This window comes from Dermabacter sp. HFH0086 (genome assembly GCF_000413375.1).
In the GTDB taxonomy this organism is placed as follows: domain Bacteria; phylum Actinomycetota; class Actinomycetes; order Actinomycetales; family Dermabacteraceae; genus Dermabacter; species Dermabacter hominis.
The window spans coordinates 1,054,990-1,079,197 of record NZ_KE340308.1; the positions used below are offsets into that span (position 1 = coordinate 1,054,990).

The window sequence follows — 24,208 nt, forward strand, 5'->3', positions numbered from 1 at the left end:
ACCGAGCGTATGGACCTCTACGACCGCCCCGCTGCGAACGAGCTTCTCGCCTCCCGCAATGACGTGATGACCGTCTACCGGGAGTTCGAGAACTCCGAAGGGCGCCTATTCCCGCTCAGGTATGTGCGGGCCGGCTATCAGTCTGAGCTTCCCACGATCATGGTCCTTCCCGACGGGCCGGGCGTGGCGAGCGTGTTCCCGTACGAGATTCTGCGGCGCGACATGGTCAAAAAGGGACTCGACGTCATCATGATGGAGCATCGCGGCGTGGGCATGAGCCGCGCGGATGCGCAGGGCAATGACCTTCCCGTTGGCGTGATGAGTGTGGAGAACGTGCTCGACGATGTGCGTGCCGTGCTCGACCACGCGCAAGTGCCGCGCGTGGTGCTGTACGGAACCGGGTACGGTGCCTACATTGCGCAACGGTTCGCCCTGCGCCACCCGGAGCGCGTGTTCTCGATGGTTCTCGATTCGCCCTTCACGGGCGTGCGCGACGGGCGCGCCCTTCGCGAACTCATGCGTGACCTGTATTGGCGGGGAACGTTCGACGCGACCGAATCGATCGCCCGCGCCGTGCGGATGCTCGTCGAGCAGCGCGTCGTCCCCGTCGATGAGACCGGCGTTGTGCTCGCCGCCGTCCACGAGTATGGCGGCGTGAACTCAGTACGCGATCTCGTGGATCTTCTCGTGCAGGGGCGCGGTCAGCTCGCGTGGGCATCGATTCACCAGATCATTACCGGCCGCGAGTGGTTCAACACCACGCCCTACGTATATGAAAACGACCTAGCTGGCCGGATTTCCGCGACCGAACTCGGATTTGCCGAGGCCAGCGACGGCAAGCCGCTCGACCCGCTCACCGTATACGCGCGTCGCGCCGCACAGTTCCCGCCGTTCACGGGGGAGAGCTTTGACCTTGAAACGGCGAGGCGCTCAATCACGACTCCCACGCTCGTTGTGGGCGGGGCGCGTGATGTGATCGTGCCACTGTGGCGCTCGCGCCTCGCAGCCGACGAAATCCCCGGCGCCCACGTCGGATCCGATCCGTCGAATCCGAGGCTGCGATTCATCTCCGCACACAACGTCGGCCACGCCCTCATCGACTCGCACATCGAGCTTTCTGTCGTCGCGATGCGCTGGGCCGCCGCGGGTGCGATTGATGCCCTCCTCGATCGCGACATCAGTTCGCTCAATCGCAGCGTGCGTAACGAGGCCTACGGCCGCGGCATCCGCACGGCGCTTCTCGCCGAGCAGTATTCGCCGCTCAAACTCTGGTCGGTTCGCTCGCTCGCCGCGGGGCCACTCGCCTCCGCCGATGCCCGCGGACCTCGAGGGCTCACTCGCCGCTAGGACTCACTCGCCGCTAGGACTCACTCGCTTCTAGGGCCGCCCTGGCACGCGACCTGCACGTAAGAGTTCGCAAACACGAGTTCGTACGGCTCGCGCGCGCTCGTGATGACGCGCGCGCCGTTGAGGTGTTCAGGTTTTGCGTTTGCATTCGCAGGCCACTTCGCATTTGCCCACGCGGCCCAACCGCCGGGGAACTGCTCCTGCTCGCGCGCCCCGTACACGCCCGCGACGCATTCCGGTGCTCGCTTCGTCTCGCCATGCATCCACTGCACATCGTTTGTCGCCACGAGCGGGGCCATCAAGCGAATGTCGCTCGCGATCGTCACGCCCTTGGGCACATGCGCCTGCCCCTCTCGAGCGGCATTGGCGAACTCCGAATTCGGGTTGAGCGCCCCGGTTGCGATCCACGTGAGGGGAAGCGAGGTTGCGAGATACGCGGTCGACAGGATCGAGAGGGCAACGCCGAGGCGTTTCGTCCACAGCTGTGCTTTTTGCGGCGCTAGCGGGCGTTCGCGCAGCTCAGCCAGATGCGTGAGCGCAGCTCCCCGCACGTGCGGGAGGGTCGCAAGGAGCGCCGCGAACGCGATCGGCATGAGGAACGAGTTGTAGTGCCACTGCCAGGTCCAATAGTGCTCGACGGAGCCGAGGAACCGCCAGGCAAGCGTCGGAAGAAGACCGAGCGCAAGTGGACTCGTGACCCCCACGACGCCCATGAACGCCACGAACATGAGCACCGTTTGCCACTTCACGAGCGGCGTGAAGGCCTGCGTGAGCGGCGCAAAATTCTCTGTGTACACGTACGCGCTCGCGGGGCTCAGCGCCGGCAAAATCACCCAGGTGGCGAGGACAAACCACACGAGGCCCCACGCGGCAAGCAGCAGCGCGTAGCGGGGTTTCTTTTCCGACGTTAGCCTCGCAACCGTCGCGCGGAGCCTCTGCGAGGGGCTTCCCGCTTCGAGCCCCGGAGTACGCCACATCCACGCCATCGCGAAGCCGAGCATCATCACGGTGAGACCCAGATCTTCCTTGACGAACACAAGCGCGCCGATCCACAGGAGCGCTGCCTTCGATCGGTTCTCGAGGAAGGCGGCGAGACCGAATGCCACGAAGAGAACGGCGAACGCATACTCGTGAAACTGCACGTTCTGGCTACCTTGAAGCCCGAAGGAGAACGCGTAGCCGGCGCCGGCAAGCATGCCGAGCCGCGGACCGAGTTTCGCCATTGCGACGCGCGTGAGTGGGTACACGCTCGCCCCAAACAGCGCGGCCTGCGCCCACAGCAGCACGGCTGGTGACGGCCACAGCCACCACAGCGGCGCGAGGAGCGCGAGAACGGGGTGGAAGTGGTCGCCGAGTAGGTTGAAGTTGTCGCCTTTGATCGGCACGATCGGGGCATTGACGTGCGCATACTCCTTGACGGCTTCGGCGAAGATACCCAGATCCCAGCTCGGGAAGAAGTACGAGTCCCACTGGAGCATCGAGAGCCACCCGTAGAGCGTGGTCGCAGCGAGCGCCAGGCCGAGCGGGGCGAGGCGCATGGGGTCCAGGACCGCGTCGAGGAAGGAGTCGGTGCGAGACCGCGGGTGGCTGTCGCGGCCACCGTGTTCGGGTGCTGCGCTGGGAATGCTGCCTTCGCGTGCGCCTGCACTTGCACTAGAAGACTCGTTCTCGCTCGTGCATGAGCTGACGATGGCTGCGCGTGCGCGTCGGCGTGTGGTGCCTGTCGTGGTGCTGTTCGCGCTCGAGTTTGCGTCTGTATGCTCAGGGTGCGAAGTTGTCACGCGCCCCATTGTGCCAGGCATGCGCTTCGACGGGACCGTTTTTACGATGCGCATGCAACTAGACCCGGCTCGTGGTGGTCGGTTCTTAGCGTTGGGAGCGCCCTCGTTTCTTTTCCGCCCCCCTTGCCCCGCTTCTTGCGCTAGTTCAAGCGGCGATTTTCGCTCTAAGGTGGGGGACAGCCCCGCAACCCCCAATCAAAGCTGCCCTGCCGGCAGACCAGGGCGGCTGTGTGAGTATCGGACAATAGTGCGTAGTCCTCCAAGGGTCTGGACACAGGAGTTTTCCCCTTTCCTCAGTGGTGCGACCAGAGGGAGAAGAAACATCCACCCCGGTGCACCCGCTGCGGTGACAACGACCCATCGCCCGCAGCAGATGGCAATCGTTACGGTTATCCCTCTTTTTCAGATTCCTGTCCTCGGGATCAGAAAAAGACGGGGGCCTGTCATAGGTCAGTGAGCATGGCGTTCATCCGGTCAATCTCCGGTCCCTGGGCGTGAATAACCTCCTGGGCAAACATGAGGTCCGCGTCGTTGTGATCGGCGGAGATCTCCCCGTCCGCCTCAGTCGTCGCCGTGGTGGTCTCGGTCGTCTCAGCGGTAGTCGTCGCAGTGCTGGTGGCCGAGGTGGTGGCGTCGGTGTTGCCTGATTCGGTGACCTCAGCGCAGGCGGCCAGCGCCAGGGTGAAGGCCGCGGCGAGAGCGGAAAGAACAAGGGGGGCGCTTCATGGTGGAGCCTTTCAGGGTCATATGAGGGCAGTGGAGAGAAGCGGTGGATCAGTGGACGGCGGTGGATGCCGGAGTAGGCGTGGTGTGTTCCTCCTTCGACTCGGTCGGAGCCAGGTGAGCCGGATCCAGATCAATGCGGCGCAACAGCTGGGCGTTCAGGGCCACCACGATGGTCGAGGCAGACATCAAGATCGCGCCCACGGCCGGGGACAGCACGAACCCGATCGAGGCGAGCACTCCGGCGGCCAGCGGCACGGCGAGGATGTTGTAGCCAGAGGCCCAGATCAGGTTCTGGATCATCTTGCGGTAGCTGGCCCGGGACAGCTCAATCATCGACAGCACTGCCCGCGGATCATCACTAGCGAGGACCACCCCGGCAGATTCCATGGCCACATCCGTGCCGGCACCGATGGCGATACCGACCTCCGCGCGGGTCAGAGCGGGGGCGTCATTGACACCGTCACCGACCATGGCCACGCTCAAACCCCGGTCCTGCAGCTGCGTGACCTTGGCGTCTTTGTCCTGGGGCAGGACCTCGGCGAAGACCTCATCAATGCCTAAGTCCTGACCGACAGCGTGGGCCACCTGCTCGGCGTCGCCGGTGATCATCGCGACCTTCACCCCGCGGTCCTGCAGGGCTTTCACGGCGGCGCGGGATTCGGGGCGGATCTTGTCCTCGACGGCCACCGCACCGATGATCTGACCGTCGCGAACAATATGGAGCACACCGGCCCCACGCCCGGTCCAGGCGCTGGTGGTGTCGGTGAGCTCGGCCGGGGTGGTGAGGTTGAACTCGCGCAGCATGTTCGGCCCGCCCACGAGGATCTCAGCGCCATCGACAGTGGCCCGGACCCCCCGGCCGGAGGCGGCGCTGAAACCCGTTGCACGGATGTGCCGACGGGAGGAGGCCTCGGGATGAGCGGCCGCGGCCGTCACGATCGCGCGGGCCACGGGGTGCTCGCTGTCGGCCTCCGCGGCGGCGGCCAGGGCCAGCAGCTCACCCTCGGTGACGCCGACAGCTGCCGCGACACCGGTGACCGCGTGCGCACCCTCGGTCAGGGTGCCGGTTTTGTCGAAGAGCACCACGTCGATGGTGCGCATCCGCTCGAGCGCCATCCGGTCCTTGATGAGCACCCCGGATTTCGCGGCCCGCTCGCTGGAGATCGCAATGACCAGCGGAATCGCCAGGCCCAGGGCGTGCGGGCAGGCGATGACCAGCACCGTGACCGTGCGCACCACGGCATCGTCCGGGCTGCCGATGATGGTCCACACCACCGCGGTGATTAGAGCGGAGATTAGCGCGAACCAGAACAACAACGCCGCCGCCCGATCCGCCAGGGCCTGGGCCCGGGAGGAGGACTCCTGGGCGTCGGCAACCATGCGTTGGATCCCGGCCAGGGCGGTGTCCCCGCCGGTAGCCTCCACCCGGATGCGGACGGTGTTGTCGGTGGCCACGGTACCGGCGACCACCTTGTCACCGGTGTCGCGGAAGACGGGACGGGAATCGCCGGTGATCATCGCCTCATCGAATTCGGCGGCTCCGTCGAGGATGGTTCCGTCGGCCGGCACCCGGGCACCGGCCCTCACCAGCACGACGTCGTCGACGACCAGCTCGGAGATGGCCACGGTGCGGGTGGTCCCGTCGATGACTTTCTCGGCCTCATCCGGCAGCAGGGCAGCCAGCGCGTCAAGTGCGGAGGACGCGGCCCCGAGAGCGCGCATCTCCAGCCAGTGGCCCAGCAGCATGATGGTCACCAGCAGGGCCAGCTCCCACCAGAAGTCCAGGTCAAAACCGCCCAGCCCGAGAGTGGTGCCCCAGGAGGCGACAAACGCCACGGTGATGGCCATGGCGATCAGGAGCATCATCCCGGGTTGGCGGGATTTCAGTTCTTTCCATCCGCCCTTGAGGAAAGGCGTTCCGCCGTAGATGAAGATAATCGTGCCCAGCACCGGGGTGATCCAGGTGGATCCGGGGAATGCCGGGAGGTGGTAGCCGAGCAGGCGGGCGACCATGGGGCTGAAAATAACGACGGGAATGGACAGAAGCAGCGACCACCAGAAGCGGTCCCGAAACATTGCGGTGCTGTGTCCGGCGTGTTCGCCGTGACCATGAACGTGGTGGTCTTCGTCCAGGGCGGAGTGCGGGTGATCGTGGGGCATCGCCTGGTCGTGGGTGTCGGCATTTGCGTGGTGTTCGTGGCTGGCATGATCCGGGTGGTAGGTGTGGTCTGCTTCCGGAGCGGGGTGATCACCATGGTGATCGCTGGAATGGTGGGGAGTGCTCATGACGTTCCTTCCGCTCAACCCGGTCGGGTCGAGATGATGGGTAAAACTGATCAGGATAAGACGGTGTAGCCGGCCTCCTCGATGGCCCGGCGAACCATCTCCGGAGGTACGACACCGGTGACCTGGTAGCTAGGGGAGGACCCCCCTGCTGACGAGTCGCTGGCGGCAGAGATGGAGGCGGTGTCGGCACGTGAGGCAGGTCCGCAACAGCTGCAGCCGTGGGAGGCCATCGGCAAGAAGCGGGGCGGGGAGGTGATCATGGGAACGCTCCTACGGGTCGGTGGGATGCGGCGATACTGCTCTCGAGCGTATACCCCCCCGGGGTATATTTTCAAGGGGGGGGGGAGGGAACGGCCCTCACGCGGGACAGGGTGTGGTCACCGCGCAGCCTCCTCACTGTCGGGAGGGGACAGCGGGAGGCGGAGGGCAAACACCGCTCCGCGACCGGGTCCGGGGGAGGTGGCGGTGAGAGTGCCGCCGTGGGCCTCGATCAATGCCTTGGAGATAGTCAGACCGATGCCGGCCCCGCCGTCGTCCCGGCTACGGGCGGCATCCCCCCGGTAGAAGCGTTCGAAGATGTGTCCGAGCTGGTCAGGTGGGATGCCCTCGCCGTCATCGGCGACCTGGATGAGTGCGGTGGACGCCCCCTGTCGGTGGACGCTGATCCGGACCTGCCCGCCGGCCGGGGTGTGCCGTAGCGCATTCGACAGTAGATTGCTCATCACCTGGCCGAAGCGTTGCCGGTCCACGAGCACCCGGGCGGTGTCCGTAATGGTCTCGACCTGTAAATCGACACCTTTGTCAGCGTAAGCTTCCCCCGCGGCAGCAGCGGCGGTATGGAGCAGATCCCCGAGCCCTTCCTCCGCCAGGTCCAAATCGATCCGGTGTTCCTGGGCCCGGGAGACATCGTCGATGTCTTCCATCAACCGGGTCAGGCGGGTGAGTTGGTCAGCCATGATCGTGTGGGTGGCATTATTCCAGTCCACGACCCCGTCCTGGAGACCATCGAGGTAGACCGTGAGCACCGATAAGGGGGTGCCCATTTCGTGGGCCAGATCAGAGAGCATCTGGCGGCGGACCTGTTCGGTGTGTTCCAGCCGGTCGGCCATGGTGTTGAAGGCATGCGCCAGGGTGGTGACCTCGGGGCCTGCTTCTCCGGCGGGCACGCGGATACGGGAGTTGCCGGCCGTCAGGCTGGTAGCGGCGCGGGTGAGATCCTGCAGGGAGGTGCGCAGGCGACGCGATAACCACTGGCTAGCCAGCAGGGCGCTGATAAAGGCGGTGGGCAGGGCGACGGCCAGGGTGATCAAGTTGGCGTCCCGGTAGGCCTGCTCGGCATGGAACAGCTCCAGCGAGGGGTCCTCCGGGCCGGTCATCAACATATGATCATGGAACAGGGGCGGGCCCACCATCGTGGCCACGACCGCGGCCACCAGCAGGCCAATCACCATGACCAACACCTGGGCGGCCAGGAAGCGGAAGGTCAGGCCGGGTCCGTGATTCATGGCTGCCCCACCCGGTAGCCCACGCCACGCACGGTGTCGATAAACCCCCGGCCCCGGGTGTCGGTGCCGAGCTTGCGACGCAAGTTGCCGATATGGACATCGACGATGCGTTCATCACCGACCCACGTGGTGTCCCAGACCTCGGTGACCAGGTCGCGGCGGGTCAGCACCTGGCCGGGGCGCAGGGCCAGGGCAACCAGCAGCTCGAACTCCGTGCGGGTGAGCTCCACGGTCGTCTCCCCCACCTGCACCCGATGGGCGACGGGGTCAAGGAAGAGGTCACCAACGATCAAGGGGGTGGTCACCTGCGGTGGGGTGGTGCTGGTGCGCGGGCGGCGCAGCACCGCATGCACCCGGGTCACCAGTTCCCGGATACTAAAAGGTTTGGTGATGTAGTCATCCGCCCCCAGGGTCAAACCGCTGATCTTGTCGTCCTCGCTGCCACGCGCGGTGAGCATGAGGATGTAGCAGTCCGAGAAGGTGCGGATCCGTCGACACACCTCCAGACCGTCGAGTTCGGGCAGCCCCAGATCCAGCACCACAACATCGGGGGAAAAGCGACGGGCCTCGTCCACCGCCTGGGTGCCGGTGTGCGCCTGGCGGGTATCGAAACCGGCCCGGATGAGGTAGGAGGCCACCATCTGAGCCAGGGGTTGTTCATCATCGACGACCAGCACCCGCCTCGGGGGCGTGGCGGTGGTCGGTGTGCGGTCAGCCATAGACCCCAGCATCGCTCCGGCCAGGAGGGAATGCCACCCTCGCTCAGTGCCCGGCGGGGAATCTTCATCGAATCTTCAAACATCACCCTTCGACCGCCGTCACCCCTGTGCCCCACCCCGGGCCGGCGGCATCGCCTCCCCTGGTCGGTTCAGCAGGCGCCACCAGGGATTTCACTGCCTGCATCGCATACCCGGGGTGGGTAGAAGGACATCGCCCACGGCTGTGGGGTGGTGTCTCGGTGGTGACCCAGCCCACCGAATTCACCCCCTTTTCGCCCTGTTATAAGGCTGTGAACAGGGTTTTTGATTTCTAGTTCGTCAGGCATCCGTGCAAGATAAAGGTATGGCATCGGCCTTGATGCGGTGTCTTCTCACGGTCTTACCACGATCCAAGGAGATTGACGTGAAAAAACGAGCAGCGATCGCAACCGTCGCCCTTGCCCTCGTCCTCGCGGGGTGTTCGGCCGCCGACCCGGAACCCACCGCCAGCGAGACGGTGTCCCAGGATACATTCCTGACTACCCATGGCCTGGCCGACATGGACGCGGTGGAGATCATTGATCACCTCGACCGGCAGAAGGTCAATGAGCGTCCCACGGATCTGATCGCCTCGGTGCGTGCCGATGAACTGCTGCTCTCGAGCGATGACCAGGAGGTCGTGGTCGATCTTCCCGACAATCAGACGTATGTCTCGATCGCACCCTATCTCACCTCCACCCACGACTGCTTCTACCACAGCCTCACGACCTGCCAGGGGGAACTCGCCAATGAGGATATCCAGGTCACGATCACCGATGAGGCGACCGGTGAGGTGCTGGTGGACGAGACGACAACCACCTTCGACAACGGGTTTATTGGCTTCTGGCTTCCCGATGATGTCACCGGCCTGATTGAGGTCAGCTACCAGGGGCGTACCGGCACCGCGGAGTTTTCCACCACCGACGACGGTGCCACCTGTGTCACAGACCTGCGCCTGACGTGATGGCTCAGCAGGGTCCTCACCTGCGCTTGTCTCCGATGTCACTGAAATCTTGTACCAAGGACGGTTAAATTATGACGAACGCGTTTTCCCGACGACAGGTTCTGCTCGGCGGGCTCGTCCTCGCCGGCACTGGGACCGTGACCGCCTGCACCAGCGACCCTGGACCCGCCGCCTCGGCACCAGGTCCCTCCCTTCGCCCCACTCCCACCCCCACTGCGCTCGGTGAGCCGACGGTGCGCCGGACACTGACCGCCCGGCCCCTCTCCCTGGATATCGGCGGCATCGAAGCCAAGACGTGGGGATACGTCTCTGACACTGGGGATGCGGCCATTGAGGCCACCACCGGCGACGTCCTCCAGGTCGATATCACCAATGAACTGCCTGAGAGCACCTCCATCCACTGGCATGGCATCGCGCTCCACAACGCAGCCGACGGTGTGCCCGGCATGACCCAGGACCCCATTGAACCTGGCGAGTCTTTCTCCTATGTTTTTGAAGTCCCTCATGGTGGCACCTACTTCTACCATTCCCACACCGGCCTGCAGCTTGATCGCGGCCTCCACGCCCCACTGATCATCCGTGACCCGCAAGACGCTGAGGACCAGGACGTCGAGTGGACCATCGTGCTCGATGACTGGGTCGATGGCATTCAGGGCACTCCCGACGATGAACTCGACAAGCTCACCGGAATGGGTTCGGGCGACCATAACGGGAGGATGGGAATGGGAGGTCACGGCCAGATGATGCACGGTACCCCGGACCGGGTACTGGGCGGGGATGTCGGCGATGTGATGTATCCGCACTACCTCATCAACGGACGTATCCCCCGTGCTCACCGGACCTTCGAGGCTCGCCCGGGCGACAAGGCCCGCCTGCGGTTTATCAACTCCGGCGGTGACACCATCTTCAAGGTGGCCCTCGGTGGTCACCGCATGACCGTCACCCACACCGACGGCTTCCCTGTCCAGCCCTGGGAGACCGAATCGATCTACCTGTCGATGGGCGAGCGTGTCGACGTCGAGGTCATCCTCGGCGACGGCATCTTCCCGCTCACGGCTTTGGCGGTGGGTAAGGACGACCGCGCCTTCGCCGTCATCCGCACCGCCGGCGGCCAGGCCCCCCGCCCGGATGTCGACTTCCCCGAGTTGTCGTCCACCGGACTGCTTCTGTCCTCCCTGAAGCCAGCAGACCGTGCACTCCTGCCCGAGGGCACACCAGACCGAGAAGTCAGTATCGACCTGGGCGGGCAGATGATGCCGTATGAATGGAGCATTCTCACCGACGGCCAATCCTCCTCCGCGACCGTGCAGGGGGGCCAGCGCCTGCGGATGGTCATGCGCAACAGGACCATGATGCCCCATCCCATGCACATCCACGGCCACACGTGGGCGCTGCCCGGCAGCGGCGGGCTACGGAAGGACACCGTCCTTCTTCGCCACGGTGAAACCATGATCGCCGACCTGGTCGCTGACAACTCCGGTGAGTGGGCATTTCACTGCCATAACGCCTATCACATGGAAACCGGGATGTTCAGCTCGCTTCGCTACGAGTAATCCCCACAGCAGGGTTGAAAGCCGAGGTGGGCAGAGTCGCTACAGACCACCCGCCTGGTAGCACGATGACTTTCCTCGGTGTTGTGGTCTTCCGGGACGACCAGAACACCGTCTTCTTCCCCACCGCCCCGGAATAAGGAGATCTAAACCATACCGAGCACACCCCGCAGAGCCGCCATCGCGGTGACCTATCCCTCGATCTACGATCCGCCGTTTCGTATTGCTGCGGCCCTGGGTGGGGTGTCGACCTCGGTCATCCCGACCACCATTGTCCTGGACCGAAGCCACCGCCCGGCCGCGGTGTTCCTGAGGGAGGTCACCGCCGATGACATCCTTGATGTCGCGCTGCCGCTGGCCGAGGAGGCACCAGCATCATGATCGTTGATGTGATGGCGCAGTTGGCGATCGGCCAGCAGTTCGCCGACGCCGCGGCCACCTCCTGGCGCGTCATGAGCGCATCCGGCTCCGACGCTACCCAGGCAACCGTCGGACCGTGCACGTGCACGCATGTGCGCAACCGAAGGTGAAGAAAACCGCAAAGACACCACCGAATCAGGCTGGATAACGTGGTTGTCTACACCTTGAGGGTGGGGGAGAAGGGCAAGAGCGGGCGCACACGGCCACCAGTGCCTATTGTGGGAAATATGATCGACCTGCTCGTGAGCTCCCCGCTGCTGACCCTCATCGTGACGATGGCACTCGGCACCCTGGTCGGTGCAATCCCTTTCGGCCCCCTTAAATTTGGGCCGGCCGGCGCACTGTTTGTCGGGCTCGCGATCGGTGCCCTCGACCCGCGTCTCGGTAGCGACCTCGACCTCGTGGAGTCGCTCGGCTTGGCGCTCTTCGTGTACACGATCGGTATCGCCTCAGGCGCATCGTTCTTCAGGCAGCTCAGGGCACAAGGGTCACTGCTCGTGGGTGGGGTGCTGCTCCTCGGGGTCCAAGCGGCACTGTCGATTGCGGCGGGTTACCTTTTCGGTTTTGGCGGTCCGATGGCAGCCGGTATGTTCGCCGGTTCCGGAGCGGCGACGCCGGCGCTCAGTAGCGCGAGTGCGATCGTGCCGGGGGAGACCGCTCCCGCGGTGGGCTTCGCGATCGCGTATCCGCTAGCCGTCGTTCTCGGCATGCTCATCATTCCGCCGATCACGCGCTCGAAAATGAGCGGGAAAAACGATCCGTCGTCAGTGTCCGCGACGGACCTTCTCGACATCACCGTCGAGGTCGAGCGCACGATGAAGATCAGCAAGATCCCCGGAATTGCCTCATTGCCGGGCAAGGCCGGCGGCGACCTTCGGATTTCTTACCTGCAGCGCGGCGACGAGATTCGCGTTGCTCACCCTTCGGAATCTCTGCACGCGGGGGACCGGGTCCTCATGGTCGGCGTACCCGCCGCAGTCCACGAGGCCGCAACGCTCCTCGGGCGCGAAAGCGATACCCACCTCGCGAACGACCGTACGAAGGTCAACTTCCGCCGGTTCATCGTCTCGAACCCGCAGCTCGCTGGTCGCACGGTTGCCGATCTTCACGTGCCCACGCGTTTCGACTCGATCATCACTCGCGTGCGCCGCGGCGATACGGATATGCTCGCCCACGCCGAGATGACCCTTCAGCTCGGCGACCGGGTGCGCGTCGTCATGCCGCACGATCGACGCAAGGAACTTACGGAGTTTTTCGGTGACTCCGAAACTCGCATCACCGAGGTTGATTTCTTGAGCCTCGGGCTTGGAGTTGCCCTCGGCATCATCGTGGGCTTCGTGTCGCTCTCTATCGGCGGGGCAAAGCTTGCGCTTGGGAGTGCGGCGGGCCCACTTGTCGTAGGGCTCGTTCTCGGATATATGGGTCGCACAGGCCCGATCGTGTGGACTCTACCCACGAGTGCAAACCTCACCATTAGGCAATTTGGTCTCTTTATGTTCCTGGCATCCGTCGGACTCAAAAGCGGCCATGCCTTCGCCGGGACTGCGTTCTCCGTGACGGGTGTCTTCGTGGGGATCGCGACCTTGCTGACCCTCGGCATTGCACTGCTCGCCCTGTGGGGAGTGGGGGCAGCACTCGGTCTCAGCGCGGCCCGAACCGCGGGTGCCGTCGCAGGTTACGTGGGCCAACCGGTGTTGCTCAATCACGTGAAATCGTTCGTGAACGACGAGCGAACCGACCCTGGCTATTCGGCAATGTTCGCCGCCGGGATGATCGCCAAAATTCTGTTTGCTCAAGTGATCGTGCTCCTCTAGGGCATTTTTGCGCCTTCGCACACGACCCCTCCAGCCCCGGCGCGTAGGTTCATCCCATGATTCCATTTCTCGAGATCATGAACGCGCACAAAAAGATCATGGTGAAACCCGAGGACGCGCTCGCAGGTCGCGATGACTACCCCTTTCCGCTCTCGCGTGACCACCTCGTACTCGGCACCGACATGCTTGGTGAGGGGGCGCCGGAAGGATCTGGCGAACTGCTCCTCGCCGGTGGCTGCTTCTGGGGTATCGAACGCATCATGTGGCAGATCCCGGGCGTGTGGACGACCGCGGCCGTGTATGCCGGTGGATACACGCCCCACCCCACCTACGAAGAGGTGTGTTCGGCAAAGACCGGTCACGCCGAAGCCGTGAAGGTGATCTACGAGGATGAGCATGCGCTCCTGCGTGTGCTCACCGAGTTCTGGCAGCAGCACGACCCGACGACCGAAAACCGCCAGGGCAACGACATCGGAACGCAGTACCGAAGCGCAATCTTCTGGACTGATCCGGCGCAAGAGCGCATCGTTCGCTCCTCCCTCGATGCGTACCAGGAAGCACTCACCGCCGCCGATCGCGGCACCATCTCCACCGTGGTAGCGCCGCTGAGCGAGGCGGGTGCCGGCACCTACTACTACGCCGAGCCCGAGCACCAGCAGTACCTCGCGAAAAACCCAGCCGGCTACTGCAATCACGGCTTTAACGGCGTCGCGTGTTCCCTCGAGGGCGCCGTTTAAGAGTCGATGGCCTCCCGGGCGCGCCGCAACGCTTCACGCTCGGTGACGCCAAGTTGGCGGGCGAGGGTCTGCACATCACGAAATTCAGGTCCGACGGTGGCCACGGAACCGTCGGACCGCACCGACACCTTGACGGCCACCTCCACGCCCTCAATCTCGACTTTCTCAAACCTGCGCGTACGAATGCGCCGGTCGAGCGGGGCGTACCGCACGCCGAGTGAGCCGGTGAGGTCGAGGAGGAGGTCGGCGAGGCGAATCTCCTCACCCTCGCGGGCGAGCGCGTGAACGGTCACGGCGGGGCGGCCGTGCTTCATGATGATGGGCGTGAGCCAGCAGTCGAGCGCGCCGGCCTCGAGCATCGAGTCGATGATGCCGGGCCACAGGCGGGGATCGGCGTCGTCGACGTTGGCTTCGAGCTGGATGACTCGCGTGGGCGTCTCGTGGGCGTCACGCATGCGGATAGCTTTCCCCGAGAAAGATGCGCACGACGTTGGGGCGTCCCGGCGTGTCTTTTGTGCCGGCGCCGATGCCGACGGCGCGCGTCACCATGCCCGGCATGGGGCCGTAGCTCGTCGCGAGGCCGCGCATGAGGGCAACGCCCGTGGGGGTTGCGAGTTCGCCGATGCCTGGGGCGACGCCTGACGGGGGCGCGGCCGCCGCGTGTGGGCCGCCCGCGGCGTGCTCGGGCAGCGGGTGTTCGTGATCGTGCTGGTGACCGTGCTCGTGATCGTGCGCATGAGGGTGCGAGTGGGCATGGCCGTGGTCGTGACCGTGCGGGCGGGGAGGCAAAAGGTCGCCGGCGACCGTCGGCCACCCCTCGGCGAGGTAAGCCGTTGCGGGAACCGGCACCGGAATATCACCGTGAGCGGCGCGGATGCGGCCCGAGCCGACGGCGATCGTGCTGCCCGTTGCCTCACCGATCCCGAGTTGGCGCCACGCCTCGCATGCGCCGATGACGTCGGCGATCGAATCGAGTGCGCCGACCTCGTGGAAGTGGACATCCTCGGGATCGATGCCGTGAGCGCGGCCCTCCGCTTTGGCGAGCATGCCAAAGACGCGCAGACCGAGGTCGATCGTGCGTTCGTGGACTGCCCCTCGTGCACTCTCGAGCATGTCGCGGATCGAGGTCCACGTGCGGTGCGGCGGGTTTTCGACGAGCAGTTCGACGTCTACTTTGAGGCTTCGCTGCCCGCAGCGGTCAACGGTTCGTTTCGTGAGCTTTACGGAGCCGGGGATGAGGGCATCGAGCACGGATTGGACGCGCTCGAGGTCCGCTCCCGCATCGATGAGGGCTCCAAGCAGCATGTCGCCCGCGATGCCTGCGGTTGCGTCGATCCATGCGATCGAGCCGGAGGGGGAATCAATGTGGAGGTCGTCGCTATGTCCCATGGCAACCGATTGTAATCCGCGCGATAATGGGCAATATGAGCGAACGAGTTGATCACGTGAAGCCCATTCCCGCATCTTTGGTGAGCGCCGCCGCTCGCATCGGCGGCCCCGACGAGACGCTCACCGACGAGCAGATTTCGAGATTTGTCGCCGAGCAACTCGCGACAGCCGATCTCGATGGCAAGCGCGTGTGCGTGATCATTCCCGACGGCACCCGCTCCGTGCCGCTTCCTCGCGTGATGCCCGCCGTTCACAACGCGCTCACGAACCGCGCTTCGCACATCACGGTGCTCATTGCGCTCGGCACGCACGCCGCGATGAGCGAAGAGAGCATCGAGCGGATGCTCGGCGCCGAGCCTGGAAAGCTTAAAGACGCGTACCCCGCGTTCGAGATCCGCAACCACGAATGGGACAACGACGAGGAGATCGCCGACCTCGGTGAGATCGGTGCCGACACGATCGCCGAGCTCACGGGCGGGCTTCTCACGGATGTTCCCATGCGCGTGAACATCAATCGCCACGTCGTCGAAGCGGACGTCAACCTTATCGTCGGCCCCGTGTTCCCCCACGAAGTCGTGGGATTCTCTGGCGGCAATAAGTACTTCTTCCCCGGCTGCTCCGTGCACGACGTCATCGACATCTCGCACTGGGTGGGGGCGCTCATCACGGCGAGCCGCATCATCGGTGCGCTTGGCATCACGCCCGTGCGAGAGCTCATCGACGCGGCAAGTGCACGCATCGAGACGACCAAATACTGCCTCGCGATGGTCGTGCGCTCGGCGAGCAGTGACCTCCACGCGATGAGCTTCGGCAGCCCCGAGAGCGCCTGGGCCGCGTGCGCGCAGATTTCGGCTCACACGCACATCCGCTACGTTGAGGCGCCCTACAAGCGGATCGTCGCGATCATGCCGGAGATGTACGAGGACATCTGGACGGGCGCGAAGGGCTTCTACAAGCTCGAGCCGGTGTGTGCCGACGGTGGCCAGGTCATCATCTACGCCCCGCACATCACCGAGGTTGCCGCCATGCATCCGGGCCTTCGCGACATCGGCTACCACAACATCGAGTACTTCACGAAGCAGTGGGACCGCTTCAAGAACCACCCGTGGGGCGAACTCGCCCACTCGACGCACGTCACGGGCCTTGGCACGTACGACCCCGAGACCGGCGAGGAGAAGAACCGCGTGCGCCGCGCGTTTGCCACGCAGATTTCTCCCGACGTGTGCGCGGAATACAACGTTGAGTACGTGGATCCCGCCTCTCTCGACCTTGAGGCGCTGCGTAATGATCCCGACACCCTCGTCGTGGACCACGCGGGTGAAGTTCTGCACCGCCTCGCGAGCGAACGGCAGCCGCTGTGAGCACACCGCTCACAAGCGTGCCTCAGCTGACCGGAGACCTCGCCGCGCGGGCCGACGCTGCCATGGGCGAGCTCGCCCAGCATGAGCGCGTCGGTATCGCCTATTCCGGGGGAGTCGACTCCGCGACCCTCGCCGCGCTCGCACTGCGCGCCCTCGGGCCCGATCGAGTCGTGGCACTCCTCGGCGTCTCGCCCTCGCTTGCGCGGCGCGAGCGCCGGATCGCGCACGAGGTCGCAAAAACGATCGGCGTGCGCGTTCACGAGATAGAGACGCACGAGGGAGAGCGCCCCGAGTACGTGGCGAACGGCGTGGACCGGTGCTTCTTCTGCAAGGACGAACTGTTCACGCGGATCGATAGCGAGCTCCTTGATGAGCTTCGCCTCGACGCCGTGGCCTACGGCGAAAACGCCGACGACGCTAAACGGCCCGACCGTCCAGGCGCCAGCGCCGCAACGAACCATGCGGTGCTCAGGCCCCTCGCGAGCGCCGGCCTCACCAAAAGCGACGTGCGAGAAATTGCGCGTGCCCTCGGCGTCCCCGTTGCTGAGAAACCAGCCGCGCCGTGCCTCGCCTCGCGTATCCCGCACGGCGAGGAGGTCACACCCGCAAAACTCCGCCAGGTCGAGGACCTCGAGGATGCCGTTTTCGACCTCGGCTTCAGCGATTGCCGCGCGCGCCACCACGGCCGCGTCGCCCGCCTCGAATTGCCGCGAAACGAGCTCGCCCGCGCCGTGGAACCGGAGGTGCGGGCCGCCCTGGTCGCCGCCGGTAAAGCAGCAGGATTCGCCTACGTGAGTCTCGACCTCGACGGTCTCCAGTCGGGCGCGTTTACCCTCAGCATCATGAACGCGAAGGGAACGCTATGAGCGCGCACAAGGGGGCCGACGCCTCCCTCGCCAGCATCGCTAACCTCGATTTTGACCGCGCTAGCCGGCGCGGCGCACCCGAGGCGATTCTGTGCGACGCGAAAAGCACCGATCAGCTCGTGCGCATTGCCCGCGCGATCCGGCAGCGTGCACGCGACACGGGTACGGCGCCCACGCTTGCCACCCTGTTCACCCGCCTCGACACCGATAAAGCCGCCGAACTCGGCGAAGAATTGCCGGGCTTCTTCTTTGACGAAGAAGCGTCGATAGGGGCGTGGCCGGCGTCGGAACCGACCCCCACCGGCGGGCTCGTGACCATCGCATGCGCCGGCACGAGTGACCTCCCCGTCGCGCGCGAGGCGGAGCTGACCGCACGCTACCTGGGCCGGCCCACGCGGCTCATTCCCGATATTGGGATCGCGGGCCTACACCGGCTCCTTGAACGCTTGCCTGAGCTGCGTGAATCGGCGTGCATCATCGCCGTTGCGGGCATGGACGGAGCACTTCCCACCGTGATCGCCGGCCAGGTCGCGTGCCCCGTCGTCGCGCTGCCCACGTCCGTGGGCTACGGCGTTGCCGCAGGAGGCATCAGCGCAGCCCTCACGATGCTTTCAGCGTGTGCGCCCGGCATCGGGGTCGTCAACATCGACAACGGATACGGCGCGGGGCACCTCGCCGCGCAAATTGCACGGTGGGCGCCCCGCGATACCGAGTAGTGAGTGCGCGCACTCGCTAGGTGAGAACTCCGAACACGCCCGGCAGGAACAACGTGATCTGCGGGATGAACATGACGAGCAAAAGCCCGATCATGAGCGCGATAAAGAACGGCACGAGCGCCTTGATGACGGGTTCTACGCGCACCCCACCCACTTTCGAACCCACGAACAGCACATTGCCTACGGGCGGCGTGATCGTGCCGATGCACAGGTTGTACGTGATCATGAGACCGAAGTGGATCGGATCCACGCCAAGCTTTTCAGCGATAGGCAGGAAGATCGGCGTGAAGATCAGGATCGCGGGAGTAGGATCCATGAAAGTACCGACGATAAGCAGAACTGTCATCATGATGAGCAAGATGACAATCTTCGAATCGGCTAGGGATAGCAGTGCGTGCGCGACCGTCTCGGGGATCGTCGCGTAGCTGAGCGCCCAGCCGAGCGCAGAGGAAACCGAAACGAGCAACATGACCACTGCTGTCGTGCGGGCCGAGGCCGCAAGGATTCCCGGCAGGTCTTTGAGGTGTAGCTCCCGGTAAATGAGGCCGAGCACGAAACAGTAAGCGACCGCGATCACCGCAGACTCTGTTGCCGTGAAAATGCCGGCAAGCAAACCGCCCACGACAATCACGATCATCAGAATCGCCGGCAGGGCCCTCACAAGCGTCATACAGGCCACCGCAAAAGGAACGCGTTCTTGGGCGCCGCGCAATTCGGTGCGTCGCCGCGCGGCAAGAAGAATGACTGCGACGCACGCGAGCACCCACACGATCCCGGGGCCGTAGCCCGCAACAAATAGCGCGGCGACTGATGTCGAGGACACGAGGGAGTACACGATCAGAGTGTTCGACGGCGGGATGAGCATGCCCGACGGTGCAGAGGCCACATTGACGGCCGCAGCGAAAGCCGGGTCATACCCTTCGCGGCGCTGACGAGGATTCATCGTCGTACCAACGGCAGCTGCCGACGCCACGGCGGCCCCCGAAACCGAACCGAAAAGCGCATTCGCGACCACATTCGTGTGTGCGAGGGAGCCCGGCAAACGGCCCACGAGAACTTTTGCCGCATCGATCAGGCGCGTGGCAATGCCGCCACTATTCATAAGGTTGCCGGCGAGAACGAAGAACGGGATTGCGAGCAACGTGAACGAACTCGAACCCGTAAACATTCGCTGCGCCGCAACGAACACAGCGGAGTCGGCATCGAGCACAGCGATCAGCGCAATCACCGACGGCAATCCGATAGCGACGGCGATAGGAGCGCCGATGAGAATGAGAAAAGCGATGCCAAGAACGAGAATCGAACCGGCGAGCATTGCGGGATCCACGGCTCACACCTCCGTCGTGTCGATCGAGCCACCGACGCTTCGGTGCGCTGAATGGGGGCCCGCATCTGCGCTCTGACGAGGAATCGCAGGGGCGGGGATGCCGTCGGAAGCCTGGGGCTCGAGCGATGCGAGCACACCGTGCTTTGACGCGTCAATGAGGTCCATGATGGCTACGACAACGACGATCACGCCGCACATGGGAAGCGCGAGGTACATGTGGCCGATCGTGACCGGCAATCCTGGGATCGTCTGGGTCCACGTCAGCCCTACGCCGCGGATGCCGCCCCACACGAGGCCGAGTCCGGCGAAGAGTGCGATCGCGACCTCCACCAGAACCGCGAGAATCTTTTGCACGGCGGGCGGTGCAAGGCGAGACACGATATCGACGGCCACGTGCCCGCGCTCCGCAAACACGAACGCCATCGAGAACAACGTGAGCCACACGAGCATGTACTGCGCGACGGTTGTTGACCAAGTCGAGGGCTGGCCGAGGAGTTGGCGTGCGATCACCTGCCACAACACCACGAGGACGAGCACCGCGAAGATGGCGATGCTGATCCACTTGAGAACCTCGATGATGCAGCGGCGAACTGAGGATGTAGGAGCATTGGTTCGGGTAGGGGCGCTTGCGGTACTCACTTCGACGCTCCCTTCGCTGATTGGTGTTCGCGGATTTTCGTATAGAGCTCTTCATCCTCGGAGTTCGAGAGGAACTGTTCGGCCACCGAGTCGATTGCCGGGCCGAACGCCGAGGGATCGATCTCGTGGATTGTCGAGCCGGCTTCTTTCATCGTGTCGATGGCCTTTTCGGTCTCGGTGTTCCAGAGCTCAACGAAATAGTCTTGCGCTTTGGTGAAGCAGCTCAGGAATGCTTCGCGATCCTGAACACTCATCTTCGTGAGCGTGTTTTCGCCGGCGACGATGTAGTCGAGACCCACGAGGTGGTTCGTGAGCGTGAAGTGCTTCGCGACCTCATAGTGGCGCTGCGTCACGTAGCTAATCTCATTGTTTTCCGCGCCATCGAGCACGCCTGCCTGGAGGGCGGTATACACCTCGCCGTAGGCCATCGGCGTGGGGGAGGCCCCCATTGCACGCATGAGCGCGATGAAAACATCGGACTCCTGTACGCGGATCTTCTTGCCTTTGAGGTCGTCAGGGGAAGCGACGGGAGTATTCGTGTACAGGTGACGTGATCCCTGTGTAAAACCGCCAAGGACACGGATGTTCTTTGACTCCACAAGTGACTCGAAGAGCTCGCCCACGATCGACTCGTCCTTGAGAACAGCCGCCTGATGGTCGCTATCGGTAAAGACGCCGGGCAGGTTGAGTGGGCGGAAACGAAGAGACAGGTTTTCCATCTGAGGGCTTGAAATGGCGGCCATATCCACGGCGCCATCGGCCACGAGCTGAACGACTTCCTGCTGGGCACCGAGGCTCTCGTTCGCATACACTCGCGCGCCCCAACGGCCATTCGTGGCTTCTTCAAGAAGTTCACTGAATTTCGTGAGCGCGATGTAGCTCGGGTGCGTTTCCGTTTGATTGAGGGATATGGAAAGAACGTGATCTGTGCTCACGCTACCTTCCGCCCCTCCGCACGCCGCAAGCATGCTGGCTGCGCCGGCTGCTGCTGCAAAGCCGAGAACAGACCGCCGAGAAACGGCGAGGGAGGGGCGACGGTGACGTCCATCCACCCCTGTAAAAGGGTGCATTGAAGCCATATAAATCTCCTTTGATTTCACACGCTGCTCGTTGGCTAACAGCTATAGAAGCCCCATCGCGCCCGGGAGCCACAGGGATAGCGTGGGCACGAACGTGACGACGAGCAGCATGAGGAATAGTGCTGCGAGGTACGGCAGGAGCCTCGGGATGACCTTCTCGATCGTCGTGCCCGCGAGGCTCGTGCCGATGAAGAGCACCGAGCCGACGGGCGGGGTCATCGTGCCGATGCACATGTTGAACACGAGCACCACGCCGAAGTGGACCGGGTCCATGCCGATGCCTTCCGCGATGGGGAGGAAGATCGGCGTGAAGATCAAGATCGCGGGCGTGATGTCCATGAACGTGCCAACGACGATGAGGACGATGTTGATCAGCAGGAGGATCACGATCGGGTTGTCGGAAACACCGAGGAGAAGCTCGCTAATCGCTTGCGGCATGCCCGTGTAGGCCATGACCCAACTCATCGCCGAGCTCGCGGCGATCAGCAGGAGGATCACGCCGGTCGTGCCGATCGTGCGGGCCATGATCGCCTTGATATCGCTCCACGTGAGGCTGCGGTACAGGAGCGAAAGGATGAGGCAGTACGCGACGGCGATGCCCGCACCTTCGGTCGCGGTGAAGATGCCCGCGACGATGCCACCGACGACGATGACGATGAGCAGAAGCGCCGGAATGGCTTCGAGGATGGTCTTACCGGCCTGCGCGGCGCTCACGTGTCCCGAGGTCGGGTACTTTTTGCGGATCGCATACACGAGCGCAACCGCGATCACGGTCAGGCCCATGAGGATGCCCGGCACCGCACCGGCCATGAACAGCGCCGCGATGGAGGTACCGCCCGCGATCATCGAGTACACGATGAAGGCCGTGGTCGGAGGAATGAGCAGGCCCGAGGGGGCCGACGCGATATTCGCTGCTGCGGTGAACGCGGGGTCGTAGCCACGCTCGCGCTGCTGCTTGCTCATGGTGCCGCCGATTGCGGCTGCCGCGGCGACCGCCGAACCGGAAAGGGCGCCGAACAGCATGTTGCCCACGATGTTCGTGTGCACGAGCGAGCCGGGAACACGGCCCGTGACGAGTTCGGCGAGCGCGATGAGGCGCTTGGCGATACCGCCGTTGTTCATGATGTTGCCCGCAAGAATGAACAGTGGGATTGCGAGCAGCGTGAACGACTCGAGGCCCGTGTTCATCTTCTGCATGACGACGAAGATGGCCTGGTCGGGCGGCAGAATCATGAGGATGCTCGCGAACGCGGCAACGGAAATGCCAATGGCGATGGGCACGCCAACCGCGAGCAGGAGGAAGAAGGTGCCAAACAGGAGCAGGGTGACCGTCATGGTGCTCATGCGCGGGCCTCCTTAGTCTCGGTGGGGATATCTGCGGCGGCTTCGGCCACGAGCGTCTCGTCGTCGGCGCCAAGGTCGGTGTCGGGCAGGGTTTCGCCCGTGACGTCCTCCCAAAGGTTGATGATCTGAGCGAGCACCATGAAGACGCCGCCGACGGGGGCCGCGCCATAGGAGAGGCCACGAGGGATCTGGAGGATCGCGGATGGCGCATCCAGGGAGACGAGCGTGAGCTGCGTACCGCCCCACACGATCACGATCGCCGCAAAGGCGAGCGCGAGTGCGTCGACGAGGATCATGACGATGCGCTTTCCAGCCTCGGGGAGGCGGTCGCGGAAGAATACGAGAGCCATGTGCTTGCGGTTGACGAACGCGTATGCGCCGCACAAGAAGCAGGCCCACATGAGCGAAACGGTGACGAGTTCCTCGGTCCAATCGGCAGGATCCGAAAGAACGTAGCGCGTGAACACCTGGATGATCACGAGGAGCGCCATGGCAGCGAGTAGAACGCCGGCGATCACGAACAGGGCGAGAGTGATGCCCTTCTTGAGCTTGAGCATGGTGTCGTACATGGCCTTTACGCCCCCTTGCGTGCGTGCTCAATGGCGTCGAGCACGGTGCTCACGCCGTCGTACTTGTCAACAAACTCGGGAACGATGCCCGAGGTAAGCTCGCGGAACGGCTCGCGGTCCACGTCCTTCACAAATGTGACTCCCATGGCTTCAGCATCCGTGATGGCCGTGGTGATCGCCTCACTCCAAATGGTCTTGTGCTGCTCGGTGGAGGCAACCGCCGCTTCGCTGAGGACTTTTTGGTGATCGGCATCGAGGAGCTTCCACGTTGCCTCACTGAACGAGAGGACGTCGGGAATCATGGTGTGCTCGGTGTAGGTAAAGACCTTCGCGACCTCGCCGTGCGCGGAGTCGGTCAGGGCGGTCTCATTCGATTCGGCGCCGTCCACGAGACCCGTTTGGAGGCCCGTGTAGATTTCGCCGAACGGCAGGATGAGCGGTGTGCCGCCGAGCTTGCTGATGAGTTCGGTTTGGGAACGGAAGTTCTGCACGCGGATCTTGAAGCCGCGCAGGTCGTCTGGCGTTTCGATCGCCTTGTCGACCGTGTAAAACGACCGCGCACCCGAGGTGTAGTAGGTGAGCGTGCGAAAGCCGTCCTCCGTGCTCGAATCGAAGAAGGTGCGCATGTCACCCGAATCCATCGCGCGATAGTAGTGCTCCTCGTCGTCGAAGAGGAACGGCAAGCCAAAGGCGTTGTAGCCGGAGGAGTACGGGGCGATCGACGGTGCCGCGCAGCGCACGATGTCGACGACACCGCGGCTCAGCTGTTCGATCGACTCGGTCTCGCTTCCGAGTACGCCGTTGCCGAACACCTCGATGCCGATGTCTCCGTTCGAGCGTTTATTGACCTCGTCGACGAAAATTTCGAGGGCCTTCGAGGTGGGGTGTTTGTCGCCCAGCGTGTGGGCCATGCGCAGTTTGACCTTGCCGTCCTTCGTGAACTTTCCGGATGAGCATCCGGCGAGCGCAGCGGCGGACAGCGCGGCGGCCCCGAGGCCGAGCGCCGATCGTCGTGTCATGCGACGAGTCATGTTGCCTCCTTGCAACGGTC

At 64.1% G+C, this 24,208-nt stretch carries 23 protein-coding genes; 10 read left to right on the forward strand and 13 right to left on the reverse strand.

Annotation, left to right across the window (positions count from 1 at the left end; genetic code table 11):
* Positions 1–9: 9 nt before the first annotated feature.
* The gene (locus HMPREF1484_RS04555; RefSeq protein WP_016663845.1) at positions 10–1,347 is read left to right on the forward strand and encodes an alpha/beta fold hydrolase; all 1,338 of its coding nucleotides are present in this window, start codon (positions 10–12) and stop codon (positions 1,345–1,347) included.
* Positions 1,348–1,367: 20 nt separating this feature from the next.
* Here the strand turns inward: HMPREF1484_RS04555 and HMPREF1484_RS04560 are convergent, their stop codons facing one another.
* From HMPREF1484_RS04560 to HMPREF1484_RS04580, 5 genes are all read right to left on the reverse strand, one after another.
* A complete protein-coding gene (locus HMPREF1484_RS04560) occupies positions 1,368–3,128 on the reverse strand; it encodes a DUF2079 domain-containing protein (protein ID WP_172620170.1) in 1,761 nt (586 codons plus the stop codon).
* A 774-nt stretch (positions 3,129–3,902) separates the two neighbouring features.
* Positions 3,903–6,140, reverse strand: a complete 2,238-nt coding sequence (locus HMPREF1484_RS04565; protein ID WP_016663847.1) for a heavy metal translocating P-type ATPase — start codon at positions 6,138–6,140, stop codon at positions 3,903–3,905.
* Positions 6,141–6,190: 50 nt separating this feature from the next.
* On the reverse strand, positions 6,191–6,400 hold the full coding sequence (locus tag HMPREF1484_RS11230; RefSeq protein ID WP_016663848.1) for a hypothetical protein: 210 nt from the start codon (positions 6,398–6,400) through the stop codon (positions 6,191–6,193).
* Between the two features lie 117 nt (positions 6,401–6,517).
* Positions 6,518–7,645, reverse strand: coding sequence for a cell wall metabolism sensor histidine kinase WalK (locus HMPREF1484_RS04575; protein ID WP_016663849.1), 1,128 nt, complete (start codon positions 7,643–7,645; stop codon positions 6,518–6,520).
* Positions 7,642–8,364 (reverse strand): response regulator transcription factor, encoded by a 723-nt coding sequence (locus tag HMPREF1484_RS04580; RefSeq protein WP_016663850.1) that lies wholly within the window; start codon positions 8,362–8,364, stop codon positions 7,642–7,644. Before HMPREF1484_RS04580 ends, HMPREF1484_RS04575 begins: the two co-directional genes overlap by 4 nt.
* A 403-nt stretch (positions 8,365–8,767) precedes the next feature.
* Between HMPREF1484_RS04580 and HMPREF1484_RS04585 the strand changes: the two genes are divergently transcribed.
* The 6 genes from HMPREF1484_RS04585 (at position 8,768) to msrA (ending at position 13,867) form a co-directional block, all read left to right on the forward strand.
* Positions 8,768–9,346 (forward strand): CueP family metal-binding protein, encoded by a 579-nt coding sequence (locus tag HMPREF1484_RS04585; RefSeq protein ID WP_016663851.1) that lies wholly within the window; start codon positions 8,768–8,770, stop codon positions 9,344–9,346.
* Positions 9,347–9,417: 71 nt separating this feature from the next.
* Positions 9,418–10,899: a multicopper oxidase family protein gene (locus tag HMPREF1484_RS04590; protein WP_016663852.1), complete on the forward strand. Its 1,482-nt coding sequence runs from the start codon at positions 9,418–9,420 to the stop codon at positions 10,897–10,899.
* A gap of 183 nt (positions 10,900–11,082) precedes the next feature.
* A complete protein-coding gene (locus HMPREF1484_RS11235) occupies positions 11,083–11,277 on the forward strand; it encodes a hypothetical protein (RefSeq protein WP_016663853.1) in 195 nt (64 codons plus the stop codon).
* On the forward strand, positions 11,274–11,426 hold the full coding sequence (locus tag HMPREF1484_RS11535) for a hypothetical protein (RefSeq protein WP_016663854.1): 153 nt from the start codon (positions 11,274–11,276) through the stop codon (positions 11,424–11,426). The genes HMPREF1484_RS11235 and HMPREF1484_RS11535 overlap by 4 nt, the downstream gene beginning before the upstream one ends.
* Before the next feature lie 117 nt (positions 11,427–11,543).
* Positions 11,544–13,130 carry an aspartate:alanine exchanger family transporter gene (locus HMPREF1484_RS04595; protein ID WP_040386456.1) on the forward strand — a complete coding sequence of 529 codons (1,587 nt, stop codon included), beginning with the start codon at positions 11,544–11,546 and terminating at the stop codon, positions 13,128–13,130.
* Between the two features lie 56 nt (positions 13,131–13,186).
* A complete protein-coding gene (gene msrA / locus HMPREF1484_RS04600; protein WP_016663856.1) occupies positions 13,187–13,867 on the forward strand; it encodes a peptide-methionine (S)-S-oxide reductase MsrA in 681 nt (226 codons plus the stop codon).
* Here the strand turns inward: msrA and larC (HMPREF1484_RS11240) are convergent.
* Positions 13,864–14,322: a nickel insertion protein gene (gene larC, locus HMPREF1484_RS11240; protein ID WP_016663857.1), complete on the reverse strand. Its 459-nt coding sequence runs from the start codon at positions 14,320–14,322 to the stop codon at positions 13,864–13,866. The two genes, msrA and larC (HMPREF1484_RS11240), sit on opposite strands and share 4 nt — an antisense overlap.
* Positions 14,315–15,256 carry a LarC family nickel insertion protein gene (gene larC, locus HMPREF1484_RS11930; RefSeq protein WP_016663858.1) on the reverse strand — a complete coding sequence of 314 codons (942 nt, stop codon included), beginning with the start codon at positions 15,254–15,256 and terminating at the stop codon, positions 14,315–14,317. The genes larC (HMPREF1484_RS11240) and larC (HMPREF1484_RS11930) overlap by 8 nt, the downstream gene beginning before the upstream one ends.
* A gap of 26 nt (positions 15,257–15,282) precedes the next feature.
* On the opposite strand from larC (HMPREF1484_RS11930), the gene HMPREF1484_RS04615 reads away from it, so the two are divergent.
* The 3 genes from HMPREF1484_RS04615 to larB are packed head-to-tail and all read left to right on the forward strand — an operon-like array spanning position 15,283 to position 18,199.
* Positions 15,283–16,617 carry a lactate racemase domain-containing protein gene (locus HMPREF1484_RS04615; RefSeq protein WP_016663859.1) on the forward strand — a complete coding sequence of 445 codons (1,335 nt, stop codon included), beginning with the start codon at positions 15,283–15,285 and terminating at the stop codon, positions 16,615–16,617.
* Positions 16,614–17,483: an ATP-dependent sacrificial sulfur transferase LarE gene (gene larE, locus HMPREF1484_RS04620; RefSeq protein ID WP_016663860.1), complete on the forward strand. Its 870-nt coding sequence runs from the start codon at positions 16,614–16,616 to the stop codon at positions 17,481–17,483. The genes HMPREF1484_RS04615 and larE overlap by 4 nt, the downstream gene beginning before the upstream one ends.
* On the forward strand, positions 17,480–18,199 hold the full coding sequence (larB, locus tag HMPREF1484_RS04625) for a nickel pincer cofactor biosynthesis protein LarB (protein ID WP_016663861.1): 720 nt from the start codon (positions 17,480–17,482) through the stop codon (positions 18,197–18,199). Before larE ends, larB begins: the two co-directional genes overlap by 4 nt.
* A 16-nt stretch (positions 18,200–18,215) precedes the next feature.
* On the opposite strand, the gene HMPREF1484_RS04630 is transcribed toward larB, so the two are convergent.
* From HMPREF1484_RS04630 to HMPREF1484_RS04655, 6 genes are read right to left on the reverse strand one after another with little or no spacing between them, the layout of a single operon-like run.
* Complete coding sequence (locus HMPREF1484_RS04630; RefSeq protein WP_016663862.1) at positions 18,216–19,526, reverse strand: TRAP transporter large permease; 1,311 nt, start codon at positions 19,524–19,526, stop codon at positions 18,216–18,218.
* 3 nt (positions 19,527–19,529) lie between these two features.
* The gene (locus HMPREF1484_RS04635; RefSeq protein WP_016663863.1) at positions 19,530–20,165 is read right to left on the reverse strand and encodes a TRAP transporter small permease; all 636 of its coding nucleotides are present in this window, start codon (positions 20,163–20,165) and stop codon (positions 19,530–19,532) included.
* Positions 20,162–21,244, reverse strand: coding sequence for a TRAP transporter substrate-binding protein (locus tag HMPREF1484_RS04640; RefSeq protein WP_016663864.1), 1,083 nt, complete (start codon positions 21,242–21,244; stop codon positions 20,162–20,164). The genes HMPREF1484_RS04635 and HMPREF1484_RS04640 overlap by 4 nt, the downstream gene beginning before the upstream one ends.
* A 42-nt stretch (positions 21,245–21,286) precedes the next feature.
* Entirely contained in the window at positions 21,287–22,588 is a 1,302-nt protein-coding gene (locus HMPREF1484_RS04645; RefSeq protein WP_016663865.1) for a TRAP transporter large permease, read from the reverse strand.
* Positions 22,585–23,157: a TRAP transporter small permease gene (locus HMPREF1484_RS04650; RefSeq protein ID WP_016663866.1), complete on the reverse strand. Its 573-nt coding sequence runs from the start codon at positions 23,155–23,157 to the stop codon at positions 22,585–22,587. The genes HMPREF1484_RS04645 and HMPREF1484_RS04650 overlap by 4 nt, the downstream gene beginning before the upstream one ends.
* A 5-nt stretch (positions 23,158–23,162) precedes the next feature.
* On the reverse strand, positions 23,163–24,188 hold the full coding sequence (locus HMPREF1484_RS04655) for a TRAP transporter substrate-binding protein (protein WP_016663867.1): 1,026 nt from the start codon (positions 24,186–24,188) through the stop codon (positions 23,163–23,165).
* Between the last annotated feature and the right edge of the window lie 20 nt (positions 24,189–24,208).